This is a genomic window from Bradyrhizobium sp. HKCCYLS3077 (assembly GCF_051167555.1).
In the GTDB taxonomy this organism is placed as follows: Bacteria; Pseudomonadota; Alphaproteobacteria; order Rhizobiales; family Xanthobacteraceae; genus Bradyrhizobium.
Genome location: NZ_JBNPTH010000004.1, coordinates 487364 through 507514 on the forward strand (window position 1 = coordinate 487364; position 20151 = coordinate 507514).

Consider the following 20151-nt stretch of genomic DNA (forward strand, 5'->3'; position numbering starts at 1 on the left):
TTCAAATCAGTAGCAAGAGCGCGGATCGACCGCCACGTACTCGCCCGACGGATAGCGATAGTAGCAATTGCCCTGGGACAGATAGTAGCCCGGCCGTGCCGCTGCGGTCGCGCCGGCGATCGCGCCGGTGGCGCCGCCGAGCACGGCACCGGCAGCCGCGCCGCCCGCCTTCCCGGTCAGCAGGCCGCCGAGCACGCCGCCGATGATCGCACCGCCGAGCGCACTCGCGCCGGGGTCCGGATCGGAGGGCGGCGGCGCGGCTTCATAGACGACCGCGGGCGGCGGGGCCTGGTAGGCCGCCGCCGGGGCGTAGACCACGTCATCGGCATAGTCCTCCGACACATAGGTGGGAGGCCCTTCCATCGGCTCAGGATAGTAATACCAGACGCCACCCACGTCCCACCACCAGCCGGGTCGGCCGTTGTGCACTTCGTGGCGCCAGCGGCCGCCTTCCCAGCCGACCCGCCCGCGATAAGGTTGTCCGCCATAGTCGCGCACCGCGACCGCGCCGCGGGCATAGCGCGCGTCGGGCGTTCGTCCGGCAGCCGCGGGACGAGGCCCAGGATTGTGCGCCGGGCCGTATCCTTGCCCGGCATAAGCCGGACCGGCCCCCGGACCAACGCCCGGCGGACGGCCCTGCTGCGCTACGGGCGCGGGCGGACGGACCTGGGGTGTGCCGGCAGTTCGCGGCTGAGGCCCGCCCGGCTGGCTGACCGGAGGCGCCGCAGCGATCGGAGCTCCCTGCGCCGGCCCTCCTCCGCCCTGCCGCGGGCCTTGGACATGTGGCTGGCCTCCCGGCGGCCCGCCCTGAGCGGGTCCCTGACGAAGGACCGCGGGCGGACGCCCCTGCGGCGAGGGTCCGGCCCCCGGACCGCCCTGGTCCTGGGTCTGGGCCCACACCTGCGCGGGCAATGCGATCACCGCGAGGGCCGCCAATGCCGGCAGCCGAGGCGTGGTCTGGTTGAACAATGACATCTTCAATCACCCCTCGATCGCACGGGCATTGCGCTCCGGCTTCGGACGCCTCGGACACGCCGGACGCGCGGATCGGATCTCATCCTGCCGCGCCACACTCCTTGCGAGAAACCGGAAGAATCGCGACATTTTTGCGACCAAGCGTCAGACAGCTCCCCAATAGCGGAAAAGCGCGCTGATTCGTCGCCAAATGATGAAAAGCGGCGCACTCCATCTGCGGGCACGGACAGCGGCCCCGCCGATCTCAGCTCAGCGCTCCGGAGCGATGACGGCGCAGTTGGTGCGTCCGGACATCAGGCAGTCCTGCATCCGGCTGGCCGAGGTCAGTTGGCGGGCCAGCCACAGGCCGAAACCGACCATGATCGCCGCGAACACGAGCGCCGCAATCGCCGCTCCGCGCCCGTGCCCCTGATCCGGCGTTCCCATCTTGCGCCTAGGCCGAGCGGAGGCCGGCCGCCTCCTCATGAGGCTGCTGGTGGCGCGACGCGGGCGAGATCGGCTCGCTCCGCGTGCAGCTGGTCACGCCGAGAAACTGCCCACATTGCCATTCGGAGCCGAGCACGCCGGCCGAAACCGGCGTCGTCCTGGCGAGCACAGCGCTCATCACGCAAGCGCTGGTCACGAGGGCCGCCAGCGCCAGGGCGAGCGCAAGGCGCCTGCGCCCCCAAAACACAGAGGTCATGCCGGTAAACTCCATCGGATGTCGCACCCTGGCGGTACGGCAGGGCCCGCGAGGCGTGAAGCAATTCACATCCGGCTGACCTCGTCAGCGTCACGGGGGAGGCTTACATAGCGATCGGTGCGCGCCATGCAAGCGCTCAGCCCCGCGGTTGGGGGAGGATGGTGATAAAGCATTTGTCATCGACATATGCGATCCTATACACACACCCTCGCGTCAGCCTTCGCTCATGTTCACGTCACCGTGGAAGAACTGCTTGGCGGCGCAGGCAGCCCCTCACCGAACCACACCAGTAGCGAAGTGACGACGTCTCCATGAGAGGATTCAAGGAACCTGGATTTGCCGATCGGCAGAAGGCCGCGCAGCAGGCACGCCAGAGCATTTTACAGAAGTTCAAATCACAGCCGGGACCCGACGATCCCGAAGTCGTGAAGCGCCGGCAGGAGCGAGAGGCCGCAGCGGCACGTCGCGAGCAGTTGCGCCTTGAGCGCGAGGCCGCGAAGGCCGAGCAGAAGCGCCTGGAAGAAGAGGCCAAGGCGGCCGAGGCTGAACGCCTCGCGCGCGAGGCAGAAGAAGCTGCCGCCCGCGCAGCGGAGCTCGAAGCCGAGCAGAAGGCGAAGCGCGATGCGCGCTATGCCGCGCGCAAGGCTCGCGGCAAGAAAAAGTAAGACTGTACGACTAGTGCGACGCGCCAGGCTTGGCGCGTCATGCGCGCGGCATCGCCAGGCGCTGCCCGACAGGTTCGGCGATGGGAGGCGCGCGCCATCCCATCGCACGCGATCGGCGGCTTAGTTCTTCTTCATCATGCCGTCGTCCTTCTTCATGCTGTCCTTCGACATCGCATCGTCCTTCTTCATCGAGTCCTTGGACATCGAATCCTTCTTCATGCTGTCGTGGGACATCGCTCCCTTCTTCATCGCGTCATCCTTGCTCATCTTGTCCTCGGCAAAGGCAACCGGCGCGAGAGCCATGTTGAAGGCGAGAGCGGCGGCGGAAACGCCCAGGATGAAGCGGCTGCGATTGGTCATGATGATCTCTCCTTGAGGTCGGGGTCGACTTGAGATGCGGGTCGACGGCGGCGGATGCGCCGCTCCCTGACATCGACGTTGTGGTCACAGCGCTTGTTACGCGGGGCGCGAAGAATTTTTGTTCGATCAATTTTGACTCGAACTTGCCGCGTTCGGAACCGACCGACACAATTTCGCCCGTCGAGCGAATGTTAGTAGATCTCGCGCACGGGGATTCACAGGTGGGCATTGCGCCGCAGCAATATGTCGCCTCCCATGCATTTGGCCTCGAACGAACGCGATTGTTCGGCTAGAGGAGAATCCGGCAGCGTCGGCGGCTTATGCACGCTGACGTATCGGGTCGGGAACCCAACCACCAGTTGTCCAGGGGAAATCTCATGCTCTCACGCCGTCACGTCCTTGCATCTGCGCTTGCTGCGCCCGCGATTCTGCGTTTCGGAACCGGTACGGCTCATGCAGCAACGACGCTGAAGATCTCCCACCAGTTTCCCGGCGGTACCATCGACAAGGGTGACTTCCGCGACCGGCTCTGCCGCGTGTTTTCCGAGGAAGTCGCCAAGCGTTCGGGCGGCGAGATCGCGACCGAGATCTATCCGAACTCCTCGTTGATCAAGACGGTCGCGCAGTTCTCGGCCATGCGGAAGGGCGCGCTCGACATCAGCCTGTATCCGATGCCCTACGCCGGCGGCGAGGTCCCCGAGACCAACATCGCGCTGATGCCGGGTCTGGTGACCACTTACGACCAGGGCATGCGCTGGAAGAACGAGCCGGTCGGCAAGGCGCTGAGCGACTTCCTCGCCGACAAGGGCATCATCCTGCTGACCTGGGTCTGGCAGGCCGGCGGCGTTGCCAGCCGCTCGCGTCCGCTGCTCACGCCCGAAGATGCGAAGGGCATGAAGGTGCGCGGCGGCTCGCGCGAGATGGACATGGTGCTGCAGAGCGCCGGTGCCTCGGTGCTCTCGGTTCCCTCCAACGAAATCTACACGGCGATGCAGACCGGCGCCTGCGATGCCGGTATTACCTCCTCGACCAGCCTGATCTCGTTCCGCCTGGAAGAGGTCTCCAAGGCGCTCACCTCAGGCGCCAAGGCCTCGTATTGGTTCATGCTCGAACCGCTGATGATGTCCAAGGCCTCGTTCGACAAGCTGCCGAAGAACCAGCAGGACATTCTGCTGACCGTCGGCGCCGAGATGGAAGCGTTCGGGCGCAAGGGCGCGCAGGAGGACGACATCGAGGTGGCGAAGGTCTACGAAAAGGCTGGCGCCAAGGTCGCCGAGCTCGACGCGGAGATCGTCACCAAGTGGCGTGACATCGCGCGCGATACCGCCTGGAAGGACTACGGCAACAAGTCCGCCAACTGCGCCAAGCTCCTCAAGCTCGCCTCCGACGTCGCGGCCTGAGTGATGCACGCGCCCGTCTCCGATACCGAGACCACGACAGTCATTGGCGCCAGCGGTCCGCTGGCGCCAATTCAACGTCTCGTCTCGCTGCTCAACCGCATCATCGTCGTGCTGGCCGCGTTCGCCCTCGTCGCGGCCTGCGTGATCCTCAGCTACAGCGTCGCCGGCCGCGCGCTGTTCAAGGCCGCCAACTACTGGCAGGACGAGGCAGCCGTCTTCCTGCTGGTCGGCGCCACCTTCATGACCGCGGCCTATGTGCAGGAGCATCGTGGCCATGTCAGCATCGAGGCCTTCGTCGGCCTGATGTCGCCGCTCGCCAACAAGATCCGGCTCTGGCTGGTCGATGTCGCGAGCTTCCTGTTTTGTGCCTTCTTCACTTGGAAGTCCTGGACCCTGACGCATGAAGCATGGGTGGATGGCCAGGTCTCCAATTCAATGTGGTCGCCGCCGCTGGCCATTCCCTACGCCTTGATGGCCGCCGGAATGTCGTTGCTCTGCGTACAGATGCTGCTGCAGATCGTGGCCCCGCTGACCGGAGCCCGTCGATGAGCGTGTTTGGAATCGGGGTCGCCTACGGCCTCTCCACTTTGTTTGCGATGTTCGCAGGCATGCCCATCGCGTTCGCGCTTGGTGCCGTGGCCGTCGTGTTCATGGCGATCTACATGCCGACGGCGTCACTCGATACGGTGACGCAGAACGTCTATGAGGAAATGGCGTCGATCACGTTGCTGTCGATCCCGCTGTTCATCCTCAAGGGTGCCGCGATCGGCCGGTCCCGCGCCGGCCAGGATCTCTACTCGGCGCTGCATGCCTGGCTGCATCGCGTGCCCGGCGGCCTCGGCGTCGCCAACGTCTTCGCCTGCGCGCTATTCGCGGCGATGGCCGGATCGTCGCCGGCGACCTGCTCGGCGATCGGCTCGGCCGGCATCCCCGAGATGCGCAAGCGCGGCTATTCCGGCGGCTTCGCGGCCGGCATCATCGCGGCCGGCGGCACGCTTGGAATCCTGCTGCCGCCCTCGATCACGATGATCCTGTTCGCGATCGCCGCGGAGAAATCGCTGGGGCGGCTGTTCCTGGCCGGCATCGGTCCGGGACTGCTGCTGGTCACGCTGTTCGGCCTCTATGCCGTCGTGCGCTTCCGGCAGGAATATGCGCGCGCGAAAGTCGTCTATGAGAAGTCGGGCGCCTGGTCGGATATTCTGGTCAAGGACGAGTACACGATGGCGCAGCGCTTCTCGGTGCTGCCGCGCGTGATCCCGTTCGTGCTGCTGCTGACCGGCGTCATGGTCGCGCTCTATGGCGGGCTGGCCACGCCGTCGGAAACGGCGGGTCTCGGCGGCATCCTGGCGCTGGTGCTGATCGCGATCATCTACCGGGTCTGGACCCCGAGCGATCTCGCGCCGATCATGAAGGCGACCTTGCGGGAATCGACCATGCTGATGCTGATCATCGGCATGTCGCTGCTGTACTCCTACGTAATGAGCTATTTGCACATCTCACAGTCGGTGGCGGAGTACATCGTCTCGCTGCACCTGCCGCGCTGGGAGCTCTTGTTCGCGATCCTGCTGATGGTGATCGTGCTCGGCTTCTTCCTGCCGCCGGTCTCGATCATCCTGATGACCGCGCCGATCATCCTGCCGCCGCTGCGCGCGGCGAATTTCGATATCATCTGGTTCGGCGTGGTCATGACGATCGTGATGGAGATGGGCCTGATCCACCCGCCGGTGGGATTGAACATCTTCGTCATCAGGAACGTCGCGCCGGACATTCCGCTGCGCGAGGTGATCTGGGGCACCCTGCCCTTCGTGCTGCTGATGATGGCCGCGGTCGTGCTGCTCTGCTTCGTGCCGCAGATCTCGACGGCGCTGCCGGACCTTGTGATGGGCCCGGATCTCAGCCGCTGACGCGGCTGAGAATGGCAACTGAGGAGTAGCGATCCGGGCTTGCCCTATTCGCTACCCGCCCGCCTCGCTTTCGCATTCAGTGCGGCGGCCACGCGGCTGACCGGCGGACGGCCGAGCAGCCGGCTCATCTCGTTGGTGGCCGCCAGCAGCTTCGCCATATCCACACCGGTGCGGATGCCCATGCCTTCGAGCATGTAGACGACGTCCTCGGTCGCGACATTGCCGGTCGCGCCCGGCGCGAATGGGCAGCCGCCGAGGCCGCCTGCGGCGGCATCGATCACGCGCACGCCCTCCTCCATGCCGGCATAGAGATTGGCCAGTGCCTGGCCATAGGTGTCATGGAAGTGCATCGCCAGATGCGAGACGGGCACGTCGTCACAGACCGCGCGCAGCATCTGCTTGGCCTTAAGCGGCGTGCCGACGCCAATGGTGTCACCGAGCGAGACCTCGTAGCAGCCGAGATCCCACAGCGCCTTGGCGACGTCGGCCACCGCCTGCGGCTTGATCTCGCCCTCATAGGGACAGCCGAGCACGCAGGAGACATAGCCGCGCACCTTGATGCCGTCGGTCTTGGCGTGCGCGATGACAGGCTTGAAGCGCTCAAGCGACTCACCGATCGAGCAATTGATGTTGGCGCGCGAGAAGCTCTCGGACGCGGCCGTGAACACCGAGATCACCTTCGCTCCCGCCGCATGCGCGGCCTCGTAGCCCTTCACGTTGGGCACGAGCACGTGGAATTCGCCGGGCAGCGCGGCGACGCTGCGCATGACCTCATCGGAGCCGACCATCTGCGGGATCGCCTTGGGTGAGACGAAGGCGCCCACCTCGACCGTGGTCAGGCCGGCATCGACTAGCGCACGGACGAAGGCGATGCGGTCGGCGACGCTGACGGAGGTCTTCTCGTTCTGCAGGCCGTCGCGCGGGCCCATTTCGATGATGCGCACGCTCTCGCTCATGCTGACCTCTTCGAGTTGGAGGATCAGGCGGAAGGCTCCACTTCCGCCAGTTCGACGCCTTCCTGCACGATGTCGCCGACCTTGCACTTGATCGCATTGAGCACGCCCGCGAACGGCGCGCGCAGGGTCTGCTCCATCTTCATCACTTCGAGCGTCAGGATCGCCGCGCCCTTCTCGAGGACCGCCCCCTCCTGCGCCAGCAACGCCACCACGGTGCCGGGCAAGGGCGCGACGATCTTGTCCTCGCCGCCCTGCTCCTCGTCGTCGCCGCCGAACGGATCGACCCAGTGCAGTTCAAAGCGACCGTTGCGGGTACGCAGATAGAGTTCATGCCCCTCGATCACGGCCACGACATGGGATTTGACCCCGTCGCGCACAAGGTCGAAGCCACCATCTTCGGTCGGAACGGCTGAGAACGATGTCACCCGGCCGTCAATCGACAGGGTCTGCACGCCCGGACCATAGGCCAAAGTCACCGTCTGCGGATCATTGCCTGCCTGGCGGAACGAGAACACGCGCTGGCGCAGGCCGACCGGCATCCAGCCGGAGGACCGCCACGGCGAGCCCTGCTCCTTCGCTGCCGCGGCCTGCTCGTCGATCAGAATGGCCGCGACCGCTGCACAGAGTTCGACATCACCGGCATTGGCCCCTGACTCTGTCAATTGCGCCAGATGGCGCTCGATGAAGCCGGTGTCGATCGCATTCGCCTGGACATCTGGATGGGTCAGCAGTGCCGACAGGAACGGGATGTTGCTGACGATGCCGCGGACATCCGTGTCTTCGAGGCCGCGGTTGAGCCGCTCGATCGCGACCTCACGCGTCGGTGCCCAGGCGATCATCTTGGCGAGCATTGCGTCGTAATACGGCGACACGGCATCGCCCTCGCGATAGCCGGCATCGATGCGCAGGCCGCCGGTCTCTGCTGGCACCCGCCAGGTCTTGATGGCCCCGACCGAGGGCATGAAATTCTTGGCGGGATTTTCCGCGTAGACGCGCGCCTCGATGGCGTGGCCGTTGAGCTTGATCTGGTCCTGCGTCAGCGGCAGCGCTTCGCCGAAGGCGACGCGGAGCTGCCATTCGACGAGATCGACGCCGGTGATCAGCTCGGTGACGGGATGCTCGACCTGAAGCCGCGTGTTCATCTCGATGAAAAACACATCGCGGCCGTCGGAGACGAACTCGATGGTGCCGGCGCCGACATAGTTCACCGCGCCCGCTGCGCGGCGCGCCGCCGCACAGACCGTCTCGCGCTGCGCAGGTGACAGCGTCGGCGACGGCGCCTCCTCGATCACCTTCTGATGGCGGCGCTGCAGCGTGCATTCGCGTTCGAACAGCGAGACCAGGTTGCCGTGGCTGTCGCCGACGATCTGCACCTCGATATGCCGCGGATTCTGGACGAACTTCTCGATCAAGACACGATCGTCGCTGAAGGCCGCCTTGGCCTCGCGTTTGGCGCTCGTGACGGCGTCAGCGAGATCGCCGGCTGCATTCACCACGCGCATGCCGCGGCCACCGCCACCTGCGGAGGCCTTGATCAGCACGGGATAGCCGATCCGCGCGGCCTCATGGGCGAGCGTGCCCTCGTCCTGCGCCTCGCCGTGATAGCCGGGCACCAGCGGCACGCCGGCCTGCTCCATCAGGAATTTCGAGCCGGACTTCGAGCCCATCGCGGTGATCATCGCCGCGGTCGGGCCGACGAAAACGAGCCCCGCGTCGAGACAGGCCTGCGCGAACTCGGCGCTCTCCGACAGGAAGCCATAGCCGGGATGGACCGCTTCGGCGCCGGTCGCCTTGGCGGCCTCGATCAGCCGCTCGATGTTGAGATAGGAGTCGCGGGCGCGGGCCGGCCCGAGCAGCACGGCCTCGTCGGCGAGCGCGACATGCAGTGCGTTGCGATCGGCTTCGGAATAGACCGCGACGGTCTTCAATCCCATCGCGCGCGCCGTGCGGATGACGCGCACGGCGATCTCGCCGCGATTGGCGATCAGGAGCTTGCGGAAACGACGATACAATCCGGGACGAGCCATGATCACATCCTGAACAGGCCGAACTTGGTCGGCTCGACCGGGGCATTGGCGGCAGCTGACAATCCGAGCCCGAGCACGAGCCGGGTATCGGCGGGGTCGATCACGCCATCGTCCCACAGCCGCGCGGTCGCGTAATACGGATTGCCCTGCGCCTCGTATTGCGCACGGATGGGCGCGCGGAATTTCTCTTCCTCTTCCACGGGCCAGCTCTCGCCCTTGGCTTCGATGCCGTCGCGGCGGACCTGGCTCAGCACCATGGCCGCCTGCTCGCCGCCCATCACCGAGATGCGCGCGTTCGGCCACATCCAGAGGAAGCGTGGGGAGTACGCGCGGCCGCACATGCCATAATTGCCGGCGCCATAGGAGCCGCCGATCACGACCGTGAACTTCGGCACCGAGGCGGTCGCGACCGCCGTCACCAGCTTCGCGCCATCGCGGGCGATGCCGCCGGCCTCGTACTTCTTGCCGACCATGAAGCCGGTGATGTTCTGCAGGAACACCAGCGGGATGTTGCGCTGGCAGCACAGCTCGATGAAGTGCGCGCCCTTCAGCGAGCTCTCGCTGAACAGAATGCCGTTGTTGGCGATGATGCCGACGGGATAGCCGAAGATGTGGGCGAAGCCGCACACCAAGGTCTGGCCGTAGAGCTTCTTGAATTCGTCGAATTCCGAGCCGTCCACCACGCGGGCGATGATGTCGCGGACGTCGAACGGCTTGCGGCCGTCGGCGGGCACCACGCCGTAGATCTCCTCCGCCTGATAGCGCGGCTCACACACCTCCCGCATGTTCAGAACGGTGCGCGCGCCCGGCGGCTTCAACGTGCCGACGATGCGGCGTGCGATGCCGATCGCATGCGCATCGTTCTGCGCATAGTGATCGGTGACGCCCGACTGCCGCGAATGCACATCGGCGCCGCCGAGCTCCTCGGCGCTGACGACCTCGCCGGTCGCAGCCTTCACCAGCGGCGGGCCGCCGAGGAAGATCGTGCCCTGATTGCGCACGATGATGCTCTCGTCCGACATCGCCGGCACATAGGCGCCGCCGGCCGTGCACGAGCCCATCACGATCGCGAGTTGCGGAATACCTTGCGCCGACATCTGCGCCTGGTTGAAGAAGATGCGGCCGAAATGCCGCTCATCCGGAAAGATCTCGTCCTGCAGCGGCAGGAAGGCGCCGCCGGAATCGACCATGTAGACGCAGGGTAGATTGTTCTGCCGCGCGATGTCCTGCGCACGCAGATGCTTCTTCACCGTCATCGGATAGTAGGTGCCGCCCTTGATCGTCGCGTCATTCGCGACGACGACGCATTCGCGGCCCGCGATGCGGCCGATGCCGGTCACGATGCTCGCGGAGTGAACGTCACCGCCATAGAGCCCGTGGGCCGCGAGCGGCGACAGCTCCAGGAACGCCGTGCCGGGATCGAGCAGCAGGTCGACGCGCTGGCGCGCCAGCATCTTTCCGCGCGCGAGGTGCCGCTTGCGCGAGGCCTCGCCGCCGCCATCGGCGACCTGCGCGAGCTTGCCGCGCAGATCCGCAACGAGCGCGCGCATGGCCTCGGCATTGCGCGCAAAATCCGCTGACGAGGGATCGATCGTGGAATGAAGCGTCATGATCGGCGTCTTCGTGTCTCAGCTTGGAGGGAAAGCCGCGCGGGAGCACGCGTCAGATTGCGTGTGATCAGGAGATTCGCCACAACCAACGGTTTATCACCTCTGCCCACATGCTGTCCTCCCTCGCCCTCTCGCGGCCGTTTCAGGCCGTCCGTCGTTCTCGAATTAAACGATCATACGTTTTTATATCGAGTTCTCAAGCGGATTGTTGTAGCGTTCGATCTGAGCAGCAGCTCTTTGAGACGACACGTGTTTTCACACTGACCACTGTTGCCGCGCGGCTTCGATCCTTGGGGCGCGGCGCTGAGCGGGTCTCGCGAGGATGAGATGGCGCGCACGATCGGGTCACACGGTCCGACGACCATGGAGGCGATCCGCAAGGCCGGCCTGCGGCTGATCTTCGAGCACGGCTACGAGGCGATGAGCCTGCGCCAGCTCGCGGCCGAGGTCGGCATCCAGCCCGGCTCGCTCTACAATCACATCAGCACCAAGCAGGAGCTGCTGTCGCAGCTGATCCAGGACCACATCAACGACCTCCTAAGCGAGCTGGAGCTGGCGCTCAGGGACAAGCAGGGCGCCGTCGAACGCCTCAGGGCGTTCGTCGCCTTCCATGTCAGCTATCACATGACCCGCAAGCGCGAGGTCTTCATCGCCAATTCGGAGCTGCGCAGCCTCGAACCGCGCAACTATGAAGCGGTGGTGGCGTTGCGCGGCGCCTACGAGCGGCGGCTCGCCGACATCCTCAGTGATGGCGTTTCGGAAGGCGTGTTCGACGTCGTGGACATCCAGGTCGCCACCTTTGCCATCATCGCGCTGCTGACCGGGCTGTGCAGCTGGTATCGTCCGGGCGGCCGGCTGACCAGGGACGCGATCATCGCGGCTCACGAGAAGCTTGTGCTCTCGGGCGTGATGCCATCGAGCGCGGCATCCGGGCCGAGCCGCGACGACGGTAGAAGGGTCGAACAGGCATAAGGCGATGGCAGAGCGCCCTGACCTCGACGCGATCGACCGCAGGATCCTTGCCGAGCTCCAGCTCGACGGTCGCATCCGCATCAACGAGCTCGCGGACCGCGTCGGCATCTCGCATCCGAACTGCCTGCGTCGCGTCCGCGCGCTGCGCGGCAGCGGCGTCATCACGGCGATCCGCGCCACGATCGACGAACGGGCGCTGGGCTATGAAGTGGTGTCGTTCGTCACCATCCAGCTCGACAGCCAGAACCAGGCGGCGCTGGGGGCGTTCGAGGCGGCGATCGTGCCGCTGCCCTGGGTCCAGCAATGCTGGCGGCTATCGGGGGATGCGGACTTCCTGCTGAAATGCGTCTCGACCGGCGTCGAGGGCATGAGCCGGCAACTCCGGCAGTTTGCCGCTCTGCCCGGCGTCCGCACGATCAGAAGCCTGCCATCGCTCGGTCAGTTCAAGGACGGACCGCTGCCGATTCCCGGCGCCGATGGCGCACCCGAATAGGGCAAGAACGCTGTCGCCGATCGCGCCGGATCAATGCGTCCAAGGCTCGCCGCGGCGGAACGAGAAGTTGTCGGCATAGGCGATCTGGCGCTTCACCGGCTCCTTCGGCTCGATCACCTGGTACGGGATGCCCTTGCGCTCGCAATAGGCGATCGCCTCGTCCTTGCTGTCGAAGCGCAGGGTGACCTGCTGCTTCATGTCGGACGAGGACGTCCAGCCCATCAGCGGCTCCACCGAACGGGGCTGCTCCGGCTCGTAATCCAGCTGCCAGTCCCGGGTCTTGGCCTTGCCCGATTGCATCGCGTTCTTGGCGGGCTTGAAAATACGTGCGGTCATGGCTGGCAGAGCCTCTCGAGCGGCGGTCGTCATGCGTTTGGCGGAGACGGCCGGGATGGGGTACAGGCAATGTTCAGCACGGAACGGTGATTCCCATCCAGGACGTGACCGTTTATCGTGCTCCGTATAGTCATTCTGCCGTCCCGTGACAATCTCGCTCGGCTGTCACGGCGCCTCCCTGCTCCCCGGACGTTTTCCTTTCAAAACAGTGCGTTGAAGCGGCCATGAAAATCAATGCCACGCTGCCCGAGAGAGGGCGCGACCTTCGGCTCGACCTGTTTCGCGGAATCGCCAACTGGGCGATCTTCCTCGACCATATCCCCGACAATGTGGTGAACTGGATCACCACCCGCAATTACGGCTTCAGCGACGCCGCCGACCTGTTCGTCTTCATCTCCGGCTATACCGCCTCGTTCGTCTATGCCCGGATGATGATCGACCGCGGCTTCATCGTCGGTGCCACCCGGCTGTTCAAGCGGGTGTGGCAGCTCTACGTCGCCCACATCGTCCTGTTCGTCATTTATATCGTTGCCATCAGCTATCTGGCGACACGGTTCGGGGTGTCCGAGATCATCGACGAGTTCAACGTCGCCGGTCTCGTCGACCATGCCAGCGACACGTTGGCGCAGGGTCTCATCCTGAAGTTCAAGCCGGTCAATCTCGACGTGCTGCCGCTCTACATCGTGCTGATGGGCTTCTTCCCACCGGTGCTGTGGCTGATGCTGCGCCAGCCCGACCTGACGATGATCGCCTCGATCGTGCTCTGGCTCGTGGCGCGCTACATGGGCTGGAATTTCGCCGCCTATCCGGCCGGCAGCTGGTACTTCAATCCGTATTGCTGGCAGGTCCTGTTCGTGTTCGGCTCCTGGTGCGCGCTCGGCGGCGCCCGCCGCTCGATGGGCATCATCATGGCCCCGGCCACTCTCTATTTCTGCCTCGGCTACCTGCTGCTCGCCCTGATCATGACCATGGCCGGCCGTTTCCCGGACTTCGGTGCGATGTTTCCGCACTGGCTGTATGCGGCGTTCAATCCGAACGACAAGACCAATCTGGCGCCCTACCGCTTCCTGCACTTCGTGGTGATCGTGATCATGGTCATCCGCTTCGTGCCGAAGGAGTGGAAGGGACTTGAGTGGAAGGCGTTCGATCCGCTCGTGGTCTGCGGCCAGCAATCGCTTGCCGTGTTCTGCGTCGGCGTCTTCCTGTCCTTCATCGGCCATTTCATGCTGATGCTGAGCTCGGGCTCGCTGCTGGCGCAGATCCTGGTCAGCGTCGCCGGCATCGCGATCATGACCACGGTGGCCTATTACATCTCCTGGTCGAAGCGGCAGGACAAGCCGCTGAAACCGGCGCCGCCAAAACCGGCCGCGGCCGACGGGCCTCCGCCCCGTTGACCTGCATCAAGGGTCCCCGTCTCGGGCCCGCTAAGGTCCGCAGCATACGAGATGCCGCCACCGCGGCGCGCGCTTGTCGCAAGCGCGCAGGCCGCCAGGCGGCGATCCCGCTGGCACGTTTGCTGACAAGGACCAGATCATGTCGACCCATTTCCACGCCGTCGTGTGGCTCGATCACAGCGAGGCCAAGCTGTTTCATATCGGCCTCACCGGCTCCGACGAGGTGACGCTGCATCCGCATCTGCAGACCAAGCATCTGCACCACAAGGCGAATGCGATCGGCAGCGGCCACGCCGCGCCGGACAAGCATTTTCTCGAGGAGATCGCTCACGCGCTCAATGACGCCGGCGAGATCCTGATCATCGGCCCGGCCAGCGCCAAGACCGAGCTTGCCAAATACCTGCACGAGAAGCATCCTGCCGTCGGCAAGCGCATCGTGGCCGTCGAGGCCGCCGACCATCCGACGGACCGGCAGATCGTCGCCTACGCCAAGCAGCACTTCAAGATGGCGCCGCCTCGGGTGGCGACGGGCACCGCGGGCTGACAGCGGCAGTCTGGCCGCAAGGTCCGGTCGATCATGGACATGCTCACACCGGACGATTTGAAGCCCACGACGCCTGATCGCACTCCTGCTGATCGCAATCCTGCGACGCCGGCCGCCGATCGCGGCCGGCGTCGTTTTTCCTGGTCGACCCTGCTCTTGCTGGTCGTCCTTCTCGGCGCCGGCGCAGGCATCACGGCGTGGTGGCTGCGTGGCCCCGCCGTCATGACCGCCAGGATCGCCCGCGGCACGGCAGCCGAGATCGTCTATGCGACCGGAGCGGTCGAGCCGGAGACGTGGTCGCGCACCACGCCGCTGGTCCGCGGCCGCATCGTCGAGCGCTGCCGCTGCGAGGGCAAGCCGGTCAAGGCCGGCGACCTGCTGGCGCGGCTCGACGACAAGGAAGCCCAGGCGACGCTGAACGATCTGCGGGCGCAGGAAGATTTCCAGCGCCACGAATTCGAGCGGCAGACGCAGTTGCTGGCCCGCGGCGCCGCCACCTCGCAGGCCTATCAGCGCTCCGAAAGCGACCTGGCCCGCGTCCGCGCCCAGATCGCGGCCCAGACCCAGCGGCTCGACTACTACAAGCTGGTCGCGCCGATGGACGGCGTCGTGCTCAAGGAAGACGGCGAGGTCGGCGACATGGTCGACCCCGGCACCATCCTCTACCGCGTCGGGCTGGAAAGGCCGCTCTGGGTGGTCGCCGACGTCAACGAGGAGGACATTCCCCGCGTCAAGGTCGGACAGACGGCGCTGCTTCGGACGGACGCGTTCGGCAACCAGGCGCTGCCGGGCACGGTGAAGCAGATCACGCCGGCCGGTGACCCGATCGCGAAGACCTTTCGCGTGCGCATCGGCCTTCCGGACGACACGCCGCTGCGCGTCGGCATGAGCGTCGAGGCCAACATCGTCAGCCGCGAAAAGGCCGATGCGGTGCTGGCGCCGGCCAATGCCGTCGTCAACAACACCCTGCTCGTGATCGAGGGCGGGCGCGTGCATCGGCGCAAGGTCCGCCTCGGCATCCGAGGCTCCGCCGCGGTCGAGGTGCTCGACGGCGCGCAAGAAGGCGAACTCGTCGCCTCGCCTGCGACCGCCGATATCAGGGATGGCGAACGGGTTCGCGCGATCGAGCCTGAGACCTCCGGACCGTGACTCTCGTTCTGACCATTGCCTGGACTCACGTCCGCCATCGCGCCCGCCAGACGCTGGTCGCGATCGCCGGCGTCATGACCGGCGTGGCCTTCTCGGTCATGATGGCCGCGATGATGGAGGGCTCGCAGGACGACTTCATCCGGACTCTGGTCGACGCGCTGCCCCACATCTCCATCACCGACGAACTGCGCCAGCCGAGCCGACAGCCTGCGGACCAAGTCTATGCTGCCGCGGAATTCCATGGGCTGACGCCCAACATCCGCCGCCCCGGCATCAAGAACCCAATGGCGACCATGGCGTCGCTGCGGAACTGGGTGCCGGGCGCACTGACGCCCTCGGTTCAGTCCAAGGCGGTGCTGCGCTTCGCCGGACGCAACCTGACCGCCTCGATCATCGGCATCGACCCGCGCACCGAGGGCGACGTGTCGACGCTGCCAAGCCATATGCGGCAGGGCACCCTGAATTCGCTATATCGCTCCTCGCATGCCATCCTGCTCGGAGACCGTCTCGCCGCCAAGATCGGCGCCCGCGTGAATTCCAACATCACGCTCGCCTCGGCCCAGGGCACGAGCATGAACGCCACGGTCGTCGGCACCTTCCATTCCGGCTTTCGCGTCACCGACGAGACCACGGGCTACGTGCTGTTGCGGACCGCGCAGATCCTGGAACGCCAGACCGGCGTGATCAACGAGATCCGCGTCCGCACCAACGATCCGATGCAGGCGCGTCTAATCAGCGAACGGATCGGCGACCAGACCGGCTACAAGGCGATCTCCTGGCAGGAGGCCCAGGAGGACCTGCTGGCGGCGATCACGCTGCGCAACGTGCTGATGTACACCATCGTCGGCGCCATCCTGCTGGTCGCGAGCTTCGGCACCTACAACATCATCTCGACGATCACCCATGAGAAGACGCGCGACATCGCCATCCTCAAGTCGCTCGGCTTCCGCGATCGCACGGTGCGCGGCATCTTCATCATCGAGGCCTTGTTCATCGGCGTGACCGGCGCCGCGCTCGGCTGGGTTCTCGGCTATCTGCTGACGCGCGGACTTGCCTCGCTCGAGTTCAAGACGCCGTTTTCCGACTACAACCATCTGCCGGTGCTGTATTCGTTCAAGCACTATCTGCTCGCGGGCGCGGTCGCGCTGGTCTCGAGCGCCGTCGCGGGCTACTTCCCGGCGCGTGCGGCGGCGCGGCTGCATCCGGTCGACATCATCCGGGGCGCGACATGAGCGCGCCGCTGATCGAGGCGCGCGATGTCACGAAGGTGCTGCCCGGCGAGGTCCCGGTCACGCTGGTCGCCGACATCGATCTCGCGATCCACGCGCGCGAGTTCATCGCCATCACCGGCCCGTCGGGCTCGGGCAAATCCTCCCTGCTCTATCTGCTTGGGCTGCTCGACCTGCCGAGCCGTGGCGACGTGCTGATCGACGGCCGCTCGACGACGGCCATGAGCGAGGACGAGCGCGCCGAGGTCCGGCTGTCGCGTCTCGGCTTCGTCTTCCAGTTTCATTTCCTGTTGCCGGAGTTCTCGATCACCGAGAACGTCGCGCTGCCGATGCGCGCGCTCGGGCGGCTGTCGCCGCGCGCCATCACGACGCGGGCCGAGGAGCTGCTGGCGTCGCTCGGTCTCGCCGATCATCTGCGCAAGACGCCGGACAAATTGTCGGGCGGTCAGCGCCAGCGCGTGGCGGTGGCGCGCGCGCTTGCCAACGATCCGCCGGTGATCCTCGCCGACGAACCGACCGGCAGTCTCGACACCGCCTCGACCGCGCAAGTGTTCGGCATTCTGCGCGACCTCGTGACGGTCAGAGGCAAGACCGTGGTCGCGGTCACGCACGACCTGCATCTGGCCGCGCAGATGCAAAGGCGCGTCCACATCATTGACGGACGGCTGGCGCAAGACGAGTTGGCGCGGTGATCCGCAGCCGTGTCCGCAGCGGCGGCGCGCCCCTGCCCGCGATTTGATTTAGCGCAAAGACCGGCGATCCGGATTCGGATGATGTGACGGCCAGCGGATGTTCCTTCCCCGGATTCAGCCGCACACTTCGGATGCTCCCGGGTCTTGCCGCTGCGGGAGCATCCGAATTTTTATGTGGCGGACCACGGGCATGGCCGAGCCCACGCAGGTCGGCGCCGCGCCGAAGCCATCGCGCGTCATGTGTCCGGGTGCCGGTTGTTCGAGTGTCGCAAGTCTTGCGCGCGTCCGAGCGCGGATACGGCGGTCGCCGCCGTGGAAATGGTCGGGGCAGCTGGATTCGAACCAACGACCTGCAGTACCCAAAACTGCCGCGCTACCAGGCTGCGCTATACCCCGATCTCCTGGGAAGGCCACGTCACTACACGGTCGCGGCGTCCGCAGCAAGACCGCCGGAACGCTCCGACCTGAAGGCAGGCCCTACGAAAACGGCCCCAGAGGGATCCTCCGAGGCCGCCGAATGGGTCTATTTCGCGCCGGTCAGTGCGACGACAGTGCCGGGGAGCCCGTTTCCGGATGGATCTCCGCGGCCATCATGCCCTTGGAGCCCGGCCCATAGCGGACCAGCACCCACTGCCCCGGACGCAGCTCGGTCATGCCGAAGCGGCGCAGCGTCTCCATGTGCACGAAGATATCCGGCGTGCCCTCGCCGCAGGTGACGAAGCCAAAACCACGCAGGCGGTTGAACCACTTGACCTGGGCCCGCTCCAGCCCGCTGGTCGGCGTCACCGTGACATGCGTGCGCGGCGGCAGCATCTGCGCCGGATGGATCGCCGTCGACTCGTCCATCGAGACGATGCGGAAGGCCTGGTAGCCCTTGGCGCGCTGGACACATTCCACCACCAGGCGAGCGCCCTCATAGGCAGTCTGATAGCCGTCGCGCCTGAGCACCGTGACGTGCAGCAGCACGTCCGGCCAACCATTGTCGGGAACGATGAAGCCGTATCCCTTCGAGGCGTCGAACCATTTGATGACGCCGCTGATCTCGACGAGGTTCTCGCCGAGACCGGTCAGCGCGTCGATCGCCGAATCTCGAAGCCCCGAGTCTCGAAGCCCTGCGTCTCGAAGCGCCGAGTCTCGCGCGACGCCGCCTTGATAGTCTGCCCCGAGCCGGCTTGGTGTCGATACACCAACAACCGGTACTCCAAGCTTCTTGGACTCAAATCCGTCCGACCCCATAACCCCGGACCTCACAGATGAATTGTGAGCCGCCACCCCTGCAACGGCGTCTTATGCGCGCGCTCATCACCTATACCCTCGACGAGTCACGCGAATCTCTCGAATCGAAGATAACATTCCCTCGTGCCGCGCATAGATAAAAATCGGTTACAGTGAGGCATATGAACAGACTTGCCGACAAAAATGCATCAATTTCCGTTCAATTACGGACAAAGGGCCCGAGTACTTCACCGATGTCTTGGCGAATGACGAGGTCGGCAACGTCGTCCTGATCGGTCGGTTCCCGGTTGATGATCACGAGGCGTGCACCCGCCTGTTTTGCCATCAATGGAAAGCCCGCTGCGGGCCATACAACCAGCGACGACCCGATCGCGATGAACAGATCGCAGTGCTGCGCGAGTTCGCTGGCCCGCTGCATCTCGGCTTCGGGCATGGACTGACCGAACGACACCGTCGCTGTCTTCACCGGCTGAGCGCAGGCCGGACAATCCGGCGCCGCACCATCGGCATCGAAGCGCTCGCGAACCCAGCCGAGCTCGTAGCGCTGCCCACATCCGATGCAGCGCGCATAAGTGGTGTTGCCGTGCAACTCGACGACATGGTCGGCGGCGAAGCCGGAGTCCTGATGCAGGTTGTCGATGTTCTGCGTGATCACGGCGGGAATTTTTCCCGCCCGGTAGAGCGACGCCAGCGCCAGGTGACCGCGGCCGGGTCGCGCAGCGGCGAAGGTGTCCTGCATGGCAAAGCGCCGGCGCCAGGCTTCGTCCCGCGCATCCTGGCTGGCGACGAACTCGCTGAAATCGATCGGCCGGTTGCGGGTCCATAGGCCGCCCGGAGAACGAAAGTCCGGAATACCGCATTCGGTCGAGATGCCCGCGCCGGTGAACGGCACGATCACCCGCGCCGCGGCGATCAGGTCCCCCAGGCGATTCACGCCATCGTGCAGATCAGATGCCATCATTGCGCCCGTCTCGAACCATCCGACCTCGCATCATCGTGGCCGTGTCATAGCACGGCAGGCGCCGCAGGGTCTTGGCATGCGTCCGATGCGCCTCCCCCACTTGAGTTTTGTTGCCCGCCAACACGCGATGCGAGTCGGCAGCCAGCGTTCTACCGGGAGAGGCAAAGCGGGCCGGACGGCGCCACTCTCCCCAACCCATCGCGCGAGCCGCGGGGCCTTCACCGCAATCACGCCTCAATCAGGCACCCACATCGTGGCAGCGATTCGCCAGGAAGTTTGTCACGCGTCTCAGGGCGAGGCTCGCCGGATGGCACCCGGAACAGAGAGAAGCCGTGAGACACAACGAGAAACAGGACGACCGGCGCTCCCAGGAGCGCGCCGACATCGCCGCGCGCGTTGCGCGGTTCAAGTCGACACAAGAGAAGTTCGCACGCGAGCGCGAAGCCTATGCGAGCCAGACCTGGAAGAAGGCGCAACGCGGCGAAGCTGCCGAGTAGCGCATCCTCCGTGCACGCACAGCAGAGCCCGGAGGCAATGCCTTCCGGGCTCTTGGTCTTACCGCTGGC

At 65.6% G+C, this 20151-nt stretch carries 22 protein-coding genes and 1 tRNA gene; 12 read left to right on the plus strand and 11 right to left on the minus strand.

Annotated elements, in window-relative coordinates; translation table 11 throughout:
* Positions 1-6: 6 nt before the first annotated feature.
* The 3 genes from ACQR0Z_RS18390 to ACQR0Z_RS18400 form a co-directional block, all read right to left on the minus strand.
* Positions 7-732 carry a hypothetical protein gene (locus ACQR0Z_RS18390; protein WP_434919805.1) on the minus strand — a complete coding sequence of 242 codons (726 nt, stop codon included), beginning with the start codon at positions 730-732 and terminating at the stop codon, positions 7-9.
* Positions 733-1224: 492 nt separating this feature from the next.
* Positions 1225-1401, minus strand: coding sequence for a hypothetical protein (locus tag ACQR0Z_RS18395; protein WP_434860815.1), 177 nt, complete (start codon positions 1399-1401; stop codon positions 1225-1227).
* A 7-nt stretch (positions 1402-1408) separates the two neighbouring features.
* Positions 1409-1657 carry a hypothetical protein gene (locus ACQR0Z_RS18400; RefSeq protein ID WP_434860816.1) on the minus strand — a complete coding sequence of 83 codons (249 nt, stop codon included), beginning with the start codon at positions 1655-1657 and terminating at the stop codon, positions 1409-1411.
* Between the two features lie 311 nt (positions 1658-1968).
* On the opposite strand from ACQR0Z_RS18400, the gene ACQR0Z_RS18405 reads away from it, so the two are divergent.
* On the plus strand, positions 1969-2322 hold the full coding sequence (locus ACQR0Z_RS18405; RefSeq protein ID WP_434860817.1) for a DUF6481 family protein: 354 nt from the start codon (positions 1969-1971) through the stop codon (positions 2320-2322).
* A 120-nt stretch (positions 2323-2442) separates the two neighbouring features.
* On the opposite strand, the gene ACQR0Z_RS18410 is transcribed toward ACQR0Z_RS18405, so the two are convergent.
* The gene (locus ACQR0Z_RS18410; RefSeq protein ID WP_434860818.1) at positions 2443-2682 is read right to left on the minus strand and encodes a pentapeptide MXKDX repeat protein; all 240 of its coding nucleotides are present in this window, start codon (positions 2680-2682) and stop codon (positions 2443-2445) included.
* 377 nt (positions 2683-3059) lie between these two features.
* Between ACQR0Z_RS18410 and ACQR0Z_RS18415 the strand changes: the two genes are divergently transcribed.
* The 3 genes from ACQR0Z_RS18415 to ACQR0Z_RS18425 are packed head-to-tail and all read left to right on the plus strand — an operon-like array spanning position 3060 to position 5986.
* Positions 3060-4082: a TRAP transporter substrate-binding protein gene (locus ACQR0Z_RS18415; RefSeq protein ID WP_434860819.1), complete on the plus strand. Its 1023-nt coding sequence runs from the start codon at positions 3060-3062 to the stop codon at positions 4080-4082.
* A gap of 3 nt (positions 4083-4085) precedes the next feature.
* On the plus strand, positions 4086-4631 hold the full coding sequence (locus tag ACQR0Z_RS18420; protein WP_434860820.1) for a TRAP transporter small permease: 546 nt from the start codon (positions 4086-4088) through the stop codon (positions 4629-4631).
* Complete coding sequence (locus ACQR0Z_RS18425) at positions 4628-5986, plus strand: TRAP transporter large permease (RefSeq protein WP_434919584.1); 1359 nt, start codon at positions 4628-4630, stop codon at positions 5984-5986. The genes ACQR0Z_RS18420 and ACQR0Z_RS18425 overlap by 4 nt, the downstream gene beginning before the upstream one ends.
* A gap of 44 nt (positions 5987-6030) precedes the next feature.
* Here ACQR0Z_RS18425 and ACQR0Z_RS18430 read toward each other — a convergent pair whose 3' ends face one another.
* From ACQR0Z_RS18430 to ACQR0Z_RS18440, 3 genes are read right to left on the minus strand one after another with little or no spacing between them, the layout of a single operon-like run.
* The gene (locus ACQR0Z_RS18430) at positions 6031-6942 is read right to left on the minus strand and encodes a hydroxymethylglutaryl-CoA lyase (protein ID WP_434860822.1); all 912 of its coding nucleotides are present in this window, start codon (positions 6940-6942) and stop codon (positions 6031-6033) included.
* A 23-nt stretch (positions 6943-6965) separates the two neighbouring features.
* Entirely contained in the window at positions 6966-8969 is a 2004-nt protein-coding gene (locus tag ACQR0Z_RS18435) for an acetyl/propionyl/methylcrotonyl-CoA carboxylase subunit alpha (RefSeq protein ID WP_434919585.1), read from the minus strand.
* A gap of 2 nt (positions 8970-8971) precedes the next feature.
* A complete protein-coding gene (locus tag ACQR0Z_RS18440) occupies positions 8972-10579 on the minus strand; it encodes a carboxyl transferase domain-containing protein (RefSeq protein WP_434919586.1) in 1608 nt (535 codons plus the stop codon).
* A gap of 327 nt (positions 10580-10906) precedes the next feature.
* On the opposite strand from ACQR0Z_RS18440, the gene ACQR0Z_RS18445 reads away from it, so the two are divergent.
* The gene (locus ACQR0Z_RS18445) at positions 10907-11551 is read left to right on the plus strand and encodes a TetR/AcrR family transcriptional regulator (RefSeq protein ID WP_434919587.1); all 645 of its coding nucleotides are present in this window, start codon (positions 10907-10909) and stop codon (positions 11549-11551) included.
* 4 nt (positions 11552-11555) lie between these two features.
* Positions 11556-12044, plus strand: coding sequence for an Lrp/AsnC family transcriptional regulator (locus tag ACQR0Z_RS18450; protein ID WP_434919588.1), 489 nt, complete (start codon positions 11556-11558; stop codon positions 12042-12044).
* A gap of 30 nt (positions 12045-12074) precedes the next feature.
* On the opposite strand, the gene ACQR0Z_RS18455 is transcribed toward ACQR0Z_RS18450, so the two are convergent.
* Positions 12075-12380: an ETC complex I subunit gene (locus ACQR0Z_RS18455; RefSeq protein WP_434860827.1), complete on the minus strand. Its 306-nt coding sequence runs from the start codon at positions 12378-12380 to the stop codon at positions 12075-12077.
* Between the two features lie 224 nt (positions 12381-12604).
* Between ACQR0Z_RS18455 and ACQR0Z_RS18460 the strand changes: the two genes are divergently transcribed.
* From ACQR0Z_RS18460 to ACQR0Z_RS18480, 5 genes are all read left to right on the plus strand, one after another.
* Positions 12605-13774, plus strand: coding sequence for an OpgC domain-containing protein (locus ACQR0Z_RS18460; RefSeq protein ID WP_434860828.1), 1170 nt, complete (start codon positions 12605-12607; stop codon positions 13772-13774).
* 139 nt (positions 13775-13913) lie between these two features.
* Complete coding sequence (locus ACQR0Z_RS18465; RefSeq protein WP_434860829.1) at positions 13914-14318, plus strand: translational machinery protein; 405 nt, start codon at positions 13914-13916, stop codon at positions 14316-14318.
* Between the two features lie 33 nt (positions 14319-14351).
* On the plus strand, positions 14352-15467 hold the full coding sequence (locus ACQR0Z_RS18470) for an efflux RND transporter periplasmic adaptor subunit (RefSeq protein WP_434919589.1): 1116 nt from the start codon (positions 14352-14354) through the stop codon (positions 15465-15467).
* Positions 15464-16699, plus strand: coding sequence for an ABC transporter permease (locus ACQR0Z_RS18475; RefSeq protein ID WP_434919590.1), 1236 nt, complete (start codon positions 15464-15466; stop codon positions 16697-16699). Before ACQR0Z_RS18470 ends, ACQR0Z_RS18475 begins: the two co-directional genes overlap by 4 nt.
* Positions 16696-17388, plus strand: coding sequence for an ABC transporter ATP-binding protein (locus tag ACQR0Z_RS18480; protein ID WP_434860832.1), 693 nt, complete (start codon positions 16696-16698; stop codon positions 17386-17388). The genes ACQR0Z_RS18475 and ACQR0Z_RS18480 overlap by 4 nt, the downstream gene beginning before the upstream one ends.
* A 319-nt stretch (positions 17389-17707) precedes the next feature.
* On the opposite strand, the gene ACQR0Z_RS18485 is transcribed toward ACQR0Z_RS18480, so the two are convergent.
* The 3 genes from ACQR0Z_RS18485 to ACQR0Z_RS18495 form a co-directional block, all read right to left on the minus strand.
* Positions 17708-17784 (minus strand) — tRNA-Pro (locus ACQR0Z_RS18485).
* Positions 17785-17925: 141 nt separating this feature from the next.
* Positions 17926-18624: a cold-shock protein gene (locus ACQR0Z_RS18490; protein ID WP_434876031.1), complete on the minus strand. Its 699-nt coding sequence runs from the start codon at positions 18622-18624 to the stop codon at positions 17926-17928.
* A gap of 199 nt (positions 18625-18823) precedes the next feature.
* Positions 18824-19585: an SIR2 family NAD-dependent protein deacylase gene (locus ACQR0Z_RS18495; protein WP_434919591.1), complete on the minus strand. Its 762-nt coding sequence runs from the start codon at positions 19583-19585 to the stop codon at positions 18824-18826.
* 332 nt (positions 19586-19917) lie between these two features.
* Between ACQR0Z_RS18495 and ACQR0Z_RS18500 the strand changes: the two genes are divergently transcribed.
* Positions 19918-20082 carry a hypothetical protein gene (locus tag ACQR0Z_RS18500; protein WP_434860834.1) on the plus strand — a complete coding sequence of 55 codons (165 nt, stop codon included), beginning with the start codon at positions 19918-19920 and terminating at the stop codon, positions 20080-20082.
* The last annotated feature ends 69 nt before the right edge of the window (positions 20083-20151 follow it).